General features: G+C 46.7%; 13 protein-coding genes. All 13 read left to right on the top strand.

From position 1 onward, the window contains the following. Positions 1–20 precede the first annotated feature (20 nt). Positions 21–770, top strand: coding sequence for an SDR family NAD(P)-dependent oxidoreductase (locus tag NST47_RS21055; protein WP_341156879.1), 750 nt, complete (start codon positions 21–23; stop codon positions 768–770). 51 nt (positions 771–821) lie between these two features. Continuing rightward, positions 822–2876 (top strand): helix-turn-helix transcriptional regulator, encoded by a 2055-nt coding sequence (locus tag NST47_RS21050; RefSeq protein ID WP_341156878.1) that lies wholly within the window; start codon positions 822–824, stop codon positions 2874–2876. A gap of 413 nt (positions 2877–3289) precedes the next feature. Continuing rightward, positions 3290–4147, top strand: a complete 858-nt coding sequence (locus tag NST47_RS21045) for an ABC transporter permease (protein WP_076238070.1) — start codon at positions 3290–3292, stop codon at positions 4145–4147. A gap of 36 nt (positions 4148–4183) precedes the next feature. Beyond that, positions 4184–5059 (top strand): carbohydrate ABC transporter permease, encoded by an 876-nt coding sequence (locus NST47_RS21040; RefSeq protein WP_341156877.1) that lies wholly within the window; start codon positions 4184–4186, stop codon positions 5057–5059. A gap of 20 nt (positions 5060–5079) precedes the next feature. After that, the gene (locus NST47_RS21035) at positions 5080–6636 is read left to right on the top strand and encodes an extracellular solute-binding protein (RefSeq protein WP_341156876.1); all 1557 of its coding nucleotides are present in this window, start codon (positions 5080–5082) and stop codon (positions 6634–6636) included. 38 nt (positions 6637–6674) lie between these two features. Further along, on the top strand, positions 6675–7757 hold the full coding sequence (locus NST47_RS21030) for an oligogalacturonate lyase family protein (protein ID WP_341156875.1): 1083 nt from the start codon (positions 6675–6677) through the stop codon (positions 7755–7757). A gap of 9 nt (positions 7758–7766) precedes the next feature. Next, positions 7767–8807 (top strand): Gfo/Idh/MocA family protein, encoded by a 1041-nt coding sequence (locus NST47_RS21025; protein ID WP_341156874.1) that lies wholly within the window; start codon positions 7767–7769, stop codon positions 8805–8807. Then, positions 8804–9778, top strand: a complete 975-nt coding sequence (locus NST47_RS21020) for a Gfo/Idh/MocA family protein (RefSeq protein WP_341156873.1) — start codon at positions 8804–8806, stop codon at positions 9776–9778. Before NST47_RS21025 ends, NST47_RS21020 begins: the two co-directional genes overlap by 4 nt. A gap of 18 nt (positions 9779–9796) precedes the next feature. Further along, a complete protein-coding gene (locus NST47_RS21015) occupies positions 9797–10843 on the top strand; it encodes an oligogalacturonate lyase family protein (RefSeq protein ID WP_341156872.1) in 1047 nt (348 codons plus the stop codon). A 32-nt stretch (positions 10844–10875) separates the two neighbouring features. Further along, positions 10876–13173 (top strand): AraC family transcriptional regulator, encoded by a 2298-nt coding sequence (locus NST47_RS21010; RefSeq protein WP_341156871.1) that lies wholly within the window; start codon positions 10876–10878, stop codon positions 13171–13173. Between the two features lie 158 nt (positions 13174–13331). Further along, complete coding sequence (locus NST47_RS21005) at positions 13332–13760, top strand: BlaI/MecI/CopY family transcriptional regulator (RefSeq protein WP_076238053.1); 429 nt, start codon at positions 13332–13334, stop codon at positions 13758–13760. A 9-nt stretch (positions 13761–13769) separates the two neighbouring features. Then, positions 13770–14618: a M56 family metallopeptidase gene (locus tag NST47_RS21000; RefSeq protein ID WP_341156870.1), complete on the top strand. Its 849-nt coding sequence runs from the start codon at positions 13770–13772 to the stop codon at positions 14616–14618. Positions 14619–14840: 222 nt separating this feature from the next. Continuing rightward, complete coding sequence (locus NST47_RS20995; protein WP_341156869.1) at positions 14841–15755, top strand: hypothetical protein; 915 nt, start codon at positions 14841–14843, stop codon at positions 15753–15755. Positions 15756–15850: the final 95 nt, after the last annotated feature.

The raw sequence follows: 15850 nt of genomic DNA, 5'->3' as shown, positions 1-15850 counted from the left end.
AATAAAAGGAGAACAAGCCGATGAATTTACAAGGAAAAGTAGCTTTCATTTCGGGCGGCGCCCGAGGGATCGGAGCGGCCACAGCGCTAATGCTGGCCAAGCAGGGAGCAAGTGTTGCGGTAAATTATATTCAGCAGGAGGAGGCTGCCCAAACGATTGTGGAGCGTATACGGAATTCTGGCGGTAAAGCAGAGCTGGCAAGGGCGGACGTGCGTGATCCCGAACAGGTGAGCAACGCCATCGCCCATATTCAGACAACACTCGGTGACATCGATATCCTGGTAAGCAATGCGAATATGTCTTTCGTGATGAAGCCGCTGATCGAGATGCAATGGGAGGAATTTGCCCAGAAGCTGAACGATGAGATGAAGGCCACATTTACGCTGACACAGGCGGTTTTGCCAGCTATGATTGCACGTAAATATGGAAGAATTATCTACATATCCAGCAGTGCGGCAGAAGTCGCATCGCCGTATTTCACGGCACATGGGTCGGCCAAGGCAGCACTTAATGGATTTGCAAAATATGTCGCAGTGGAAAGCGCCCCTCATGGGGTTACAGCCAATGTTGTTTCTCCGGGGCTTGTCCAGACGGACGCTTCACGTTATACACCGGAAGCCATTAAGCAGCAGATTGCAGCTATGACGCCGCTGCAGCGAGTTGCGGTGCCGGACGATGTTTCAGGGGCAATCGCTTTTCTAGCCAGTGAGGAGAGCCGGTTCTTGACAGGTACATGTACGAATGTGAACGGCGGCATGTATATGGCGTAGATAAGCACCGCAGCAGCGGTATTTAGAAGGAGAAGGGTGCGGTTCGGAGGCATGTCAAAGGAACAGGGCAATACGCGAGACGTTGGGGAACGATTCGTTAACGAAATCGATCAGATTGAACAGCATTATTTGGTAGGTCGGCAGAAGGAAGTCCAATTCTTCCATGAACAGCTTTTAGAGATGAAGCATAGAGGAAGTATTCTCAATATTTATGGCACAGGTGGCGTAGGCAAGAGCTACCTCCTCGACGAATTTCGCCGTATTGCCCATGAAGTGCAGACGCGGTTTCTGCTGCTCGATAGCATGGATTTTCCACACAACCCACAGGACTTCTGCCTCCATCTGCTGAGACTGCTTCGCTGCCATATATCTAAGGAGGAGCAGATAGATAAACTAAACCGATTGTTAGTATTGTGCCAGGAAGCCATTCAGAAGGAGGCAGAGTCCGGTGGTGTCATCCTTGCGCTGGATACGTTCGAGGAGCTCGGAGAGTTCGAGTATTGGTTCCGCGAAGAGTTTCTGGTGCAGCTCCATTCCAAGGTGCTCGTCATTATATCTGGACGTTATCCGATTCAAGGCGCATGGTTGTCCTCTCCGGCATGGCGGCAATTGATCTGCCACATGCCGATTGGGGATCTGGATTATTATGCGGTAAAGGAGTATTTGTATCGCTCCGGGTTCAACGTCGAAGACGATATCCAACAAATATGGAACAAGACCAAGGGTCATCCGTTGACTCTTTCCCTGCTCGTATCCACGACGCAATTCCATACGATGCAGCCAATGGTGATCGAGGAAGATAATGGCGTGTTCGCTCAGGTAGTGCATACCTGGTTGAAGGAGCTTCCGGATCCGCAGCTTAGGGAGCTGGTGGAAACGGCGGCGGTATTACGGCATTTCAACCAGGAGCTTCTCACATGTGCCATGGGCAGGCCGATCTCGACGGAGCAATTCCTTAAGCTGGTTGGACTATCCTTCGTCCGTCGTGTGGATCGGGGCTGGCTGCTTCACGACCTTATGCGAGATGCGATCACTCACGAGCTGCAGGTACGCGCACCTGAACAATACGGTGGAATTCGAAAGCGCTGCAACCTTTATTATTATGATCTGATCAAGGAATCGGTACATAAGAAATCGGTTGCCTGGGAAACAGCCGAGTGGTTTTATTATATTGGTGATCCAGCGATTCTTGCCTTTTTTTATCAGAATTCGGGCACACATCGGTGGGAAACGCTCAACAGTGTCAACTGGTCTGAGGCTGAGCGTTATATCGAGAATAGGCGGTCATCGGCCAAAGAAGCGAGGATTGCTTATACGAATCCAGAAACCTTAGAACGTTATGAATACGTCATTTCTATGGAAGAAAATTTATATACCTTGAAGCATATTCATCTTCGTGAGCTGTATGAGCTGGACTCCAGCATCGTCAAGCTGCTCCGGGATAGGCAAGGAGGTTTGTCGGGGCTCTCGGTAATTATACCGATCAATGTACACACGTTGGACTATCTGCTTACTCAGCCGTTATCTTCAGCTTATTTTACAGGCTTGCCGGAGCAGAGACTGAAGGAATTGAAGGTACCGAGAGAAACGAATGCGGGGTATTTCGTGAAGACGATCGATATTCCCGATTTTGCAGACCAATCATTGCGTGCAGCTGCCGGTTTAACCTTCATTACGCATATCATTTCTGCCGGATTCCTTGTCGCGGCGCCTCCGGCCAATCCGTTCTTTGGCGAGATCCATCTCGGTCTCGGCTGCCAGGTCGCCAAGCATGCGGTGCATTACGATTATGATGGCATCACGCCGACACCCTATTATGTTATCGATACAAGAGGCAATAAACTGCAGAGCTATCTGAACAAAATGCTCACAGGTTTAGACATGTTAGACGAACGCAGAGATGCACAGGAGGAGCTCTCCTCCTTGACACCGCGCGAAATGGAGGTTGTGGAGCTTATCATTCAAGGTCTTACCAATATGGAGATTGCCTGTAAGCTATATCTCAGCGAGGTGACGGTGAAGAAACATTTGTCGAATATTTTCAGGAAGCTGAACATTAAGAACAGAAGCCAGTTGGCTTTTCTGATGGGGAAATGTCAAGCTTAAGGTTAAAGATGAAGAGTTTCATTACCGATAATATGAGGAGAAGGCTGCTGCCAGTAATGGAAAAGCAACCTTTTTTAACGTTCATCCTAATAAGCAGGTTGAAGGTGAGCACAGCCATACATAGAATCAACAAGAGAATACGCATTATTCCTGCCAAAATAACCCCTTAATATCAGCTAATGAGCATAAGCTCATGAAATGATTATAGGGGTTATTCGAGTTGTATGGACCATTACCCACACATGGTCGGCTGAAGATTATAGACTGAACAACGTGGAGCGCTCTATGATGCTTAAGTAAACAACGATGGAGAGGAGGTGAAAGCTATCAAACGCAGCTTAGAGGCGATACCGGTTAAAGATGCGACCATAAGCTTCAAAAAAGCAGTCCGTAAGGATATATGGCTGTATGGTATGATGCTGCCGGGACTGATCTATTATCTGTTATTTAAGTATTTGCCGATGTGGGATATGTTGATTGCCTTCAAGGATTATCAGCCGGCACTTGGCTTTTGGGGCAGCAGATGGGTAGGCATGGAGCATTTCGAACGTTTTTTTTCGGAGCCGATCTTTTGGCAGCTGTTTCGAAATACAGCGATACTGGCGGTATACAACATCGTGTTATTTTTCCCGTTACCGATCATTGTTGCCCTGATGCTGAATGAACTGCGGATTCAATGGTTCAAAAGAACCGTCCAGACCTTCATTTATATTCCCCACTTTTTCTCGATTGTTGTTGTTGTAGGGATCACTTATGTGATGTTTACGACCGAAGGAGGGATCGTTAATGAGGGCGTGGCAGCAATGGGCGCCGATAAGCTCAATTTTCTTACAGGACCCGAGTGGTTTCGGCCGATGGTAACACTGCAGGTTATATGGAAAGAAACAGGATATGGCACGATCATTTTTTTGGCAGCGCTTGCAGGTGTGGACCCGACCTTATATGAAGCATCCAAAATTGATGGGGCGAGCCGCTGGCACCAGCTTTGGTACATTACGATGCCGGCGATCAAAAGCACCATCGTCATTCTCCTCATTCTTCGTCTGGGTAATTTTCTCGATACCGGATTTGAGCAAATGCTGCTCATGATCAACGCGCTGAATAGGGAGGTTGGTGAGGTTTTTGATACTTACGTCTATACGAACGGGATTACGCAGGGGCAATTCAGCTATTCCACTACCGTAGGCTTGTTCAAATCGGTCGTTGGTTTGATTCTGGTCGTCGCGGCTAACCATATTTCCCGAAAATTAGGGGAGGAAGGTGTCTATTAGAGGTAAAGGATTCATTGGGGAAAGGGGTGCCCGAGTTTGCACAAACGTTCTGTAGGAGGCACGATTTTTGATATTGGCAACATTACGGTTCTTGCTGTGATAGCTTTATTAACCTTATTTCCGTTTCTTCATATTGTAGCGGGCTCACTTGCTTCGGCGAAGGAGGTGCTGGCTAGTAAATTCATATTATTTCCCAAGGAATTTTCACTGGAGGCGTACCGGTTTATTTTTTCCGAAAATACGCTGCTGCGCAGCCTGCTGATCACGATTTTTATTACCATTGTCGGGACCTTGATCAATATGGCGATGACCTTGTTGATGGCCTATCCGTTGTCCCGTAATGTTAAGGGTAAGCGAACGATTATGCTGCTGGTTGTGTTCACGCTTCTGTTCAGCGGAGGGATTATTCCAAGCTTCCTGGTCGTTAAATCGTTAGGACTGTTGAATACGTACGGAGCCTTATGGCTTCCCGGGGCGATCAATTCATTTTACATGATCATTTTGATCAATTTTTTCAAACAATTGCCTGTGGAATTTGAGGAATCGGCAAAAATGGACGGCTGCAACGATCCCTTACTTCTCTGGAAAATTGTTATTCCGCTCTCACTGCCAGCGATGGCCACCTTTTCCCTGTTTTATTCGGTATCGCATTGGAACACGTTTTTCAGTGCCTTGCTCTACATCAACGATTCGCATAAATGGCCGATTCAAATTTTGCTGCGGCAAATTGTCATTATGTCTTCAGGAGGCATTGGAGATGCGAGCTTTGCGGCAGAAGCCTCCTATGTTGTGCCGCCGCAAACGGTCAAAATGGCTGTTATCGTAGTTGCTACGCTGCCGATTATTATGGTTTATCCATTCCTGCAAAAACATTTTGCCAAGGGCGTGCTGTTAGGATCAATTAAAGGATAATATGGAGAGGGAGAACTGCGATGAAAAAACAAGCTTATCATACAGCTATATGTACATTGGTCACCTTGTCGGTGCTGACTGTCGGCTGCAGTGGAGATAAGGGGCAGCAGCAGGGAGAAGCGACAGCCGCCGCCAGCACGACAACAACACCCAAGACGCCTGATGTGAAGCAGCCGCCGCTCAAACTGAGTATTATGGCTACTTATTATACCCCTCAGCCTCCAAGCAACCAGAATGACATTTGGAAGAAGCTGCAGGAGATCACGGACACACAAATCGAAATGACATGGGTGCCACGTTCTGCCTATGACGATAAGGTCAGTGTCTCGATTGCCTCCAATGATTTGCCCAAGGTGATGCTGGCGTTGAATTCTTCGGCCCCGCCCTTGGTCAATGCGATTAAATCTGGATTGTTCTGGGAAATCGGTCCGTATTTGAAGGATTACAAAAACTTGAGCGCCCTGAGTAAGCTGCAGTTCGAGAGTACCAAAATACAAGGGAAAACGTACAGCTTATACCGCTCCAGACCTCTTGCCCGATTTGGCGTCACATACCGCAAGGATTGGTTGGATAATCTGAATTTGAAAGAACCCAAAACGCCTGAGGATATGTACAACGTCATGAAAGCGTTTGCCAAAAATGATCCGGACAAGAATGGCAAGGATGACACTTATGGAGTTCTTGCTTTTAAAGATGGTCAGGGTTACTTGATCCCGCATATCGCTTCATGGTTTGGAGCACCGAACGGATGGAAGGAAGAAAATGGACAATTTACGCCGGATTTCATGACAAATGAATACCTCGAAGCTCTGAAGTACATCAGAAAGCTGTATGATGAAAAGCTGTTGAACCAGGACTTCGTCGTGACAGAAGAACAACAAATGAACACGATGTTCAATCAAGGCAAGGCTGGCATTAATCTGGGTCTGTTTGATGATGTCGGTAAACAGCAGATGGAGGTTGCCAAGCTGAATCCGAATGCGAAGATAGCGATTCTCGATACGATAGCCGGTACCAAGGGTCAGCGGGTCTGGGCTCAACCGGGCTATACCGGAGTGTTCCTGTTCCCGAAATCGTCGATCAAGACAGAAGAGGAATTGAAACGAATTCTGGCGTTTTTTGACAGACTGCAGGAGCAGGATGCGGTTAACATGCTGACCTGGGGACTTGAAGGCAAGCAATACAAGCTGACGAACGGTCAAGTCGAGAAAATCGGCGGAGATGAGGCCTTCGATAAGGATACGCTTGGTCTCGGTGAGCTTCGTATTGACGACGGCTCGAAGGAGCTCGTTGCAACAGGCGAGAATCCATTGACAACAAAAGGGAAACAGCTCATCAAGGATAACGTGAAGATTGCTGTAGTTAATCCGGCGCTGCCCCTATACTTCGAATCCCCAACCTGGAGCCAAAAAAGCAATGAATTAAGAAAAATAGCTTCCGATGGCGCTGTCAAGTTTATTATGAACAAAATCGATGAAAACGAATGGAAAAAGGTTCAGGATGACTGGAAAAAGGCGGGCGGAGATAAAGTATTGACCGAATTCGCCGAGAGCTTTGCCAAAAGTAAAAGCAAATAGCGTACAAACTAGAAAAAGAGCGATAGGAGTGTTCAGTTTTGAATAGAGGCCGTGTCTATTCGTCGGAAAGAAGGTTTTTCAAAGATGCTGTAACAGGGGCGGAGATTGTGCAGCTGACAACTTTCCCGTGCATCAATATTAAATTGTATTTTCACGTCAATGCGTTCACACCGGATTCACAAACGCTTGTATTTCAGGTATTCTCCGAGGCAACGAGGGATTCGAAGGTCGATATTTTCAAGGTCAATATCGATGGAAAGGGACTAACACAGCTTACCGACGCCGCAGAGGCTGGCAGCCCGGTTGTGTCGCCCGATGGCCATTGGCTGTATTATATGTGCCATGGGGAGCTTCGCCGAGTATCGATGACGGATTATCGTGAGGAACGGATTGGATATATAGACGGCATACAGCCGTCTACCGGGCTTAGCAGTAACACAGCTGGTTCAACCATTAATGCCAGCATGAGCAGTGATGGGCGTGTATATTTTACAGATGCCACACTGACAAATGGCAGAAGAGCGATACTCAGATATACGACAGACGGTAAAGAAGCCGCTATTATTTATGAATCGGATTCGATTACCCATACCCAATGTGAGCCCTCGGAAGCGAAGGTTGTTGCCTTTCAGCATGGACCGGATGCCCAGCATCGCAATATATGGCTGATCAACGAGGATGGAACCCATGTAAGGCCTCTGGACCTGCCTTATGGCAATGGGCATTGGATGTGGCTCGGCTCTACACAAAGAATCTTGACCAATCTGGAGAAACAGTTTAACGGCATCGCGGTGATGGGCGAGCATGACGATAATCCGGAAATCATTGTCACCGGCGAGCATTTCTGGCATGCGGCCAGCAGCCGCGACGGCAAATGGATGGTATCGGACACGAGCTGGCCGGATCATGGCATTCAATTAATTCATGTCGATAACAAAAAGTATGCAACATTATGCTATTCACAAAGCTCTTCCTCTCATCCGCAATGGTCTCACCCGCATCCTTCATTTAGTCCTGACGGTAATTATGTGGTATATAATTCCGACATAACCGGAACTGCCCAGATGTATCTGGTCAAAATTCCTGAGCATTTGCGAGCAGAATTACAAAGTGGCAGGTGAAACATCTCTATGGAGAAGCAGAATATAGCAATTGTGGGGTTAAGATTCGGCAGTACAGTGATTGAGGAATTGCTGGAGGGGGCGGGCAACCCCTATTTCCGAGTGTACGCGGTTTGCGATCTCGAGCCCTCCAAGGTCGATGAATGCGCAATGAAATATGGGGCGAAGCCCTATTATTCCATTGCGAGTCTCCTTGCCGACCCAGAGGTTCAGGTGGTTGGTCTGTACACGCCTCCGGCAGGAAGAGCAGAGCTGATCGATCAGATCATTAATTCTGGAAAAGATGTCATGACAACGAAGCCCTTTGAGCTGAATCCGCAAAAGGCACTCGATATCCTCCATAAGGCTAATGCGATGAAGCGCGTCATCCATATGAATTCTCCGGGTCCAGCATGGTATGATACGTTGAATTACATCACAGCGTGGAGAACGAAATATGAGCTGGGCAAGCCGATCGGTGGCCGATGGGACATTTGGGTTAATTATCGCGAACAAGCAGATGGAGGCTGGTATGACGACCCCAACAAGTGTCCGGTCGCGCCTATATTCAGGCTCGGCATTTATATCATCAACGACATGGCTCGAATATTCGGGCCCGTTCACAAAGTATCGACAATGAGCTCGCGCCTGATCACAGAGCGGCCTACAGTTGATAACTCGCAGGTGAGCCTGCTTTTCCGCAACGGCGCGATAGCCAATATATTCGGGAGTTTTTGCGTAGATGACAGTCAGAGGTATAAAAGCCCGATGATTCTGAATTTCGAGCACGGAACCTTTTATTGCGATGTGATGCCAACGAATGAAGGGGACGTCAACAAGCTGCTTCTAGTGGCGCGGGACCCGATAACCAGACTAAGAGTTACCGAAGAGGTCGAGGTTACTGGAGATGCAGGCCGGTATCAATGGAAGGAGTTGTACCAGTCCGTATGTGATCGTACAATGAATGAAGAGGCTTACATCCATGATGTGGTGGAGGGGCTTAAAATCATTGAGGCGATGGGAAGATCCGACCGAAGTGGAAGGATTGAGCTCGTTCAGGAGGAATTATGAAAATTGGCATAGGCTTATTCGGCAATAACGGGGGACATCAAATACATGGCGAGCTGATTAACCATCCCCATGCGGCTATCGTGGCCACAGCTGCTATGGATAGGAGTCTGCTTACCCCTGAGCAGCAATCCGATACGGATATAAGGCATTATGATTCGCTGGAGGAATTGCTAAAGGATGAAAGGGTGCAGGTCGTTTCCTTATGCTCACCACGCAGAGCCAATCAGGTTAATGAAGCGATCATGTGCATGCGGCAAGGCAGGCATGTGTATGCGGAAAAGCCGTGTGCCATGCAAGAAGCAGAGCTGGATCAGCTGCTGCAGGTTGTGAGCGAAACAGGCTGCTTATTCCGTGAAATGGCAGGAACGGGCTTTCAACAGCCATACCTGTCCATACGCAATCTGGTTCAGTCCGGTGTGATTGGCGAGGTGGTACAGGTATTCGCCCAGAAGTCATACCCGTATCACGACGCTCGTCCCCAGGATGAGGCGATAGACGGGGGACTCATCGGCCAGAACGGCATTCACGCGATACGATTTGTTGAGCATGTGGCTTGCGTAAGAATCGAAGAGATTCACGCTATGGAAACGAAGCTTGGCAATCCGAGCGAGCACGGCGGGCTTCATATGGCGGCTAGTATGATGATGAGGCTCACGAATGGAGGTGTCGCCAGCATTGTCGCCAACTATTTGAATGCCAAGGGCTTTGGAAGCTGGGGCAATGAGCACTTGCGGATATTCGGCACAAAAGGTTTTATCGAAGCTGTGGATGGCGGAGCCAGAACCCGGCTAATCGTGGGCGATACCGACATGGGACCCATCGACACATCCGGGCCTGAGGAAAGCTATTGGGACATGTTCATCCTAACGCTGCTTGGTAAAGCGGAAATGCCCGTTACGCTTGAAGCGGAGCTGCATTGCACAAGAATGGCAATAAGAGCCAAGAAGTCTGCACAGCAACAAACCCATTAACAAAGGAGTGTTTCCATAATGGCAAGAGGCCAGGCATATCCATCTGAAAGGCAATTTTTTGAGGATAGCAGAACCGGCGTGAAGATTACCAAGCTGACTGCGTTCCCGACCATTAACAGCAAGCTGTATTTTCATATTAATGCGTTTACTCCGGATTCCCGGTCATTGGTATTCAAAAGCTACAGGTCCGCACAGCGGGATTCGCAGATCGATGTTTTCAAGGTTCAAACAGACGGCATGGGGCTGGTACAACTGACAGATCGTCCGAATGTGCGAGGGGCTATGGTCTCCTATGACGGGAAATGGTTGTACTACGTCACAAATGGCGAGCTTCGCCGAGTGTCGATGGACACCTATGAGGAAGATAGCATCAGCTATTTGGATGCACTGACGTGGGACGCAGAGTGTGCCAGTATGACTTATGACGACAAAAATTATTATGTAGAGGCTACTCTGAAAAATGGTCGACGCGGGATTGCCAGATTCACTACAGACGGTAAGGAGGCTGACGTAATTTTTGAGAATGCGGATATTACACATACCCAATGCGAGCCTACGGAGGGCAAGGTTATTGCTTTTCAGGACGGACCCGACGCATTCAACAGAAATATTTGGCTGATTGATCAGGATGGCAGCAACCTGCGTCCTTTGGAGCTTCCCTATGGGAATGGACATTGGATGTGGCTTGGCGGGACCAAGCGGATTATGTCCAATCTGGAAAAGGAGCAGCAGGGAATTGCTATCATGGCGGAGAATTATGAAGAGCCTGAGCTGTTTGTTAACGGGGAGCATTACTGGCACGGGTCCTGCAGTATGGATGGGGAATGGATGGTCTCGGATACGAACTGGCCTGATCATGGCATACACCTGATTCATACAGCTACGAAGAAGCACAAGGTTCTATGTTACCCCAACAGCTCATCCTGCCATCCACAGTGGACACATCCCCACCCCTCCTTCAGCCCTGATGGCAAAATGGTGGTATATAATTCGGATGCTGGAGGGATTCCGAATGTTTATTTGGCAGTTATTCCCGATGATATGCTTGCGGAGCTTACTGAATAGTCGATAAGGTTGCTGCGAGTTGGAGGTACATGATGAAAAACCGCCGTTTTAACTATTTCAAGCGATTGTTTTTGTTCTGCATTCTGATAGGATTGATTCCCGTCATAACGCTGGGTTATTTCTCTTATGCCAAATCATCACAGCTATTATTGGATAAGGCACATAGAAGCGACATGGAGATGGTGGAACAAACACAGCTTCGTTTTGAACAAAAGCTGAAAATGGTGGATAATGCCCAAGCCCAAATTACCAACTCGCCACTTGTGATCGATGCTATGGAGCAGGAGCTCGACAGTGAAGACTATCTGACCTATGAGAAATTGATGCAGACGTTGTATCGGCTACAGCTCTATGAATTTGGACTATCGGACGTTTACCTTGTGAATTTCAATAAAAATTGGATCTTAAGCAGCGCTGGCAAAGAATCACTGCAGGCCAGTGAGCTTAGCCCTACCTTTACGGGATACGCCAACAAAGGCAAGCTGTTTTTTTGGACTGTGTTTGAATCGCCATTTTTTGAAAAGTCAAACCCGCGGGTATGGAATACGGCGATTGTCAAAACGATCCCGATTAATTCCTTTAGCCCGCTCGGTCTTCTGGTTGCCGTATTGCCCAGCCAGGAGCTGAATAAAATGGTTCCCAAAGTGAGCGGTGGCGATTCTGGCGACATGTACGTCCTGGATGAGCATTACCGCATTCTTGCAGCCAGCAAGCCGGATATGGTCGGCAAGGAGCTGTCCGATGAGACGTACGTGCAGACCATTAAACAGGCCAACAGGGAAGCGGATCAATTTGAAACCGCTAATCATACTTATGGAATTACGTATAGGCAATCGAATTACAACGGCTGGATTTATGTGGTGAAAACAAATATTAACGAGATCACGAAGGAATCAAAAGCAATCGGATGGGTGACTATCTTCATTTGTTTGATTGTGTGCATCCTGATCTTTATTGTTTCGTTGGAGGGGACTCGCAGACTGTACGGTCCGGTTCGCAAGCTGTACGATCTTGTATTGAAATCGCCGGATATGCCGCGCTCCAAGAGAAACGATGAATTTTATTGGATTGAAAAAAACATGCATGTGCTGATGGGGAAGGAATCCCATATGAGGCATCAGCTCGGCGATTTTTTTGTACATAAATTGCTGCAGGGTGCAGTTAACGCCAAAGAAATAGCTGACCGTATGGAAACGAATGAGTTGGAATGCTGGAAGCAAATGCGGGTCATCTGCGTGCGCATGGATACACTCGAAGGAACTAACTACACGGATCGGGATCGAGATCTGCTCCTGTTTGCAATTCTTAATATGGCTGGAGAAATAATTCCCCGGTCATTCAGGCTGAACCCGGTTGTGATCAACGATCTCCAGGTGACCTTATTAGGCAGTCATGCCGAGCATCCAGAGGCTTCAAAGGCGGAGCTATATGAATGGGCGGCGGCGATTCAAAATTCAGTGGAACAGTATTTGCATCTCAATGTCAGTATGGGCATCAGCTGTTTGTTTATGGAGTTTAATGAGGCACCGAATGCCTTAAAAGAAGCGAAGGAAGCACTGTCTTACAGCGTGCGACTGGGACAGCAATCGATTCTGTTCCTCGAGGACATGCAGCGTGAAGTGGCAGAGCCAGCTGTGACGTATCCGCAGCAGGTCGTCAATGAGCTGACGGACCGCATTAAGCAATTGGACGAAGCGGGAAGCTATCAGCTGATGGATGAATTCATGGCGATCATTACCCGCAAAGCCATAAGCCAACAGGAATTTCAGTTGGTGCTGCTGCGGCTGCTTGTCGATATGACACGGCTTGTTCAGGAAATGGGGGGCACCCTGTATCATATCATCCCTCAGGAAAAAGAGATTGTAAATGAAATTCTTGCGTTAAAATCGACCAAGGAAATCGTAGGGTGGATGCGGCTTACGATGATTCGTCCACTGATGGATTATATCGAAAAGAGCAGAGAAACCCTGTATACGAGAATTTCCGATCAGATGCTTGCCATCATTGATCAGGAATACGATTCGCCCTTGTCACTCGAGAGCTGTGCAGCCCGTCTGAACTATCATCCGGAATATATTAGCCGTGTATTTCGCAAAGAGACCGGGTTTGTTTTCAGTGATTATTTGTCGAGACATCGGCTGCAAATAGCCAAGAAATTTTTGATCGAAACGAGTATGTCGATCACGGAAATTTCGGAGAAGATGAAGTACAACAATCCGCAAAATTTTATACGTTATTTTCGCAAGCTGGAAGGAATTACACCGAAGCAATACAGGGAGCTGAGCCTTACGAAAAAAAACCAATCAACAAATCAAACGAACGGGCAGTAAGCGATCCGGAGCAGGTGTGTTTGTTAGGAATTCACGGAGTTGGGGGAGGTGATTTTCTGTTATACTGTAAGCTAAGATCAATTATGAAATGAAGGTGATGAGTTCATGGCTAATTTCATTGTGGGTGAATCCTATGAATCCAGAAAGCGTGCCGGTAGATGAAGATAAATAAATATATGTTTCAGGAGGAAGGCTTGCATCGGTTTCTGGGTACCTTGGAAGCCCGAATTATGGAGGTTTTTTGGGTATCTGAAGAGCTGAGCATTAAACAAATGCACCATAAGCTGAATGAAGAGAGTCCATATTCGATTAATACGATCATGACTGTCATGAATCGGTTATATGACAAGGGGCTGCTGCATAGGCATACGGAAGGAAAAGGTCGTACGAAGCTTACTCATTTCAAAGCAGCGTCAACCAAGGAACAGTTTTTGGCCGAACAGACGAAAAACGTAACTCGCGGCTTGATTGAAGATTTTGGTGATTTGATGGTAACCCATATTGTGGATGTCATTGATGAGGCTGATCCGCATCTTATTCAAACACTGGAGACTAAGCTCCAAGAGTTAAAGAAAAGGAATCGTTAAATGAGCAGCTTGTTGAAACCCAGCATGGCCATTTGTTGTATATATGTTGTTGCTGCCTGGATTTTGCTGCAAATGGGCATAGCCTTATCCCATCATATCAGTGATGTTGAATTGCAGCCGGATATGTGGTTAGTTATCCCAAGTATGCTGTTCGATTTAGTAGTCGGACATTCTTTCTTTGAAACGGTTTTTATTTTATTAATAGGCCTAACCTGCTTACGGATGCTTACCTATATGGGCAGACATCTGTATGCTTCCTATAACTGGTACACTTATGTCAAAGTCCGAATGCATCCCCGTTTAACAACACAATGGACTCGAAAATATAAAAAATGGCATACTCACATAGATGTTATTCGTGAACAGCAGCCGGTAGCTTTAGCGATAGGCATGATTCATCCCCGGATTGTGATCTCCACTGGTTTATTGGAAATGCTTTCTGTGGAGGAGGTACACGCTGTCTTGCTTCATGAGCGTTATCACTGTACACAGCGACATCCTTTGAAAAAATGGCTGGCTACCCTGATAATCACAAGCATGCCTTATATGTCCATCTTGAAAGGGTTGGGTCACTACTACGATATTTGGATTGAGCTTCTGGCAGACCGTTATGCCATCACACAAACAAACTCCACCTACACCATCGGCACAGCATTATTAAAGCTTGTCCAAACCCAAAGATTCGTTAACCCTTGCCAAGGGGTAAGTTTTTCGGATACGGCGATCAATTATCGGTTATCTCAACTTATTAATCCTGAGCAATCGATTGAGGTACCGATGGTTTCTTTAAGATCCGTTTGTACCTCGGGTACGGTTCTTATCGTGATTTCGATGATTATCTTTTTTCAGTGTATCTAAACTAGAGTGGAAACCGGAACAAAGTGGGGACATACGCTCCCGCTTTTTTTTGCTGCATACATCCAAAATATGAATAAATATTGAATTATAGATTTGTTTATTGACATTTGTATACATGTTTAATACAGTGGGAATACAAATAAACTACGATGGATAGTTTATTAATCCTAAATGTAAACAATGAATAAAGATTCACCTGGATGCACCAAGCAAGGGGGACTTATGTCGATTTTTTACCGGGATTTGAATCATGAACGAATACAGGATCGTTGGCTGGAATGGGAGAGTCATCGGCATGAAATCAATTTGTTAATTAGCCGTTCACTGACTGATGGCAATGAACGGAATCGTGCGATCGTTCTGGGAGCAGGCAATTGTGATGATTTGGATCTTCATTATTTTTGTGATGTTTTTGAGCAGCTGACTTTAGTAGACATAGATGCTCTATCGCTTCAGGAGGGAGTGAGCCGACTAGCCCCTGAGCTTCTTGGCCGCATTGAGCTGCTGGGAAGTATAGATTTTACCAAGCTGGATCAAGTCAATTTTTACAGCAGGTTTAATGATTTATTGCAGAGAAAAGCGCTAACGTCAGAAATAAGCTCCTTTTTAACTCAAATCCCGAGTGAAATCGTTCGCTGCTCTTTATTAGAGCCATGGAAAGGTCGGTTTTCTGTAGTCATTTCTTCAGCAGTGTATACCCAAATATTTTATATTCATGTATTAACCTTGCTGGCCATTCATGCTTCAAGCTATACAGCTGAGGAAATAACGGTCCTACTGGATGGGCTGAAGACATTGAGAGACTGTATGGTAAAGGCGTACAATGATCTGATGGTCTATTTACTTGAAGAGGCTGGAACGATCATCGCATGGTCTGATGTTGTTAAATTCGACGAGCAATCTCCTTTTCCGGAGGAGCAGTTTTATGCAATCAATAATGAAAACGAGCGCATGCAGTTTATGTTCGATATTGCCAGTAAGCAGGGTAGAGAGGCCGCGTTAACAGGTCTGCATGATCTTCATGGAAGACTGCACAGCGAAGATCGGCAGTTCGCTTGCTGGATTTGGCCGTACAGCTCCAATAGACATTACATTACATTTGGCATATCTGGCAAAATAGTAAAAGGTCATCCCTGATATATGGCACTTCCATACATTTTATTAGCTTGTATCGCTTTCAAATAGTCAAGTGCTCCTCCATATGGAATCTTGTCTTATTTATGCGCCATCAG

This window comes from Paenibacillus sp. FSL H8-0034 (assembly GCF_038000305.1).
Classification (GTDB): domain Bacteria; phylum Bacillota; class Bacilli; order Paenibacillales; family NBRC-103111; genus Paenibacillus_S.
Note: the sequence above shows the minus strand (reverse complement) of the source record. Positions and strands in the feature narration are given on the sequence as shown.

Excerpts from the sequence above, each read along its gene's own strand:
- NST47_RS21020 (WP_341156873.1), top strand. The coding sequence starts at position 8,804 with ATGAAAATTGGCATAGGCTTATTCGGCAATAACGGGGGACATCAAATA.
- NST47_RS21035 (WP_341156876.1), top strand. The coding sequence starts at position 5,080 with ATGAAAAAACAAGCTTATCATACAGCTATATGTACATTGGTCACCTTG.
- NST47_RS21050 (WP_341156878.1), top strand. The coding sequence starts at position 822 with ATGTCAAAGGAACAGGGCAATACGCGAGACGTTGGGGAACGATTCGTT.
- NST47_RS20995 (WP_341156869.1), top strand. The coding sequence starts at position 14,841 with ATGTCGATTTTTTACCGGGATTTGAATCATGAACGAATACAGGATCGT.
- NST47_RS21015 (WP_341156872.1), top strand. The coding sequence starts at position 9,797 with ATGGCAAGAGGCCAGGCATATCCATCTGAAAGGCAATTTTTTGAGGAT.
- NST47_RS21005 (WP_076238053.1), top strand. The coding sequence starts at position 13,332 with ATGAAGATAAATAAATATATGTTTCAGGAGGAAGGCTTGCATCGGTTT.
- NST47_RS21055 (WP_341156879.1), top strand. The coding sequence starts at position 21 with ATGAATTTACAAGGAAAAGTAGCTTTCATTTCGGGCGGCGCCCGAGGG.
- NST47_RS21025 (WP_341156874.1), top strand. The coding sequence starts at position 7,767 with ATGGAGAAGCAGAATATAGCAATTGTGGGGTTAAGATTCGGCAGTACA.
- NST47_RS21045 (WP_076238070.1), top strand. The coding sequence starts at position 3,290 with ATGATGCTGCCGGGACTGATCTATTATCTGTTATTTAAGTATTTGCCG.
- NST47_RS21010 (WP_341156871.1), top strand. The coding sequence starts at position 10,876 with ATGAAAAACCGCCGTTTTAACTATTTCAAGCGATTGTTTTTGTTCTGC.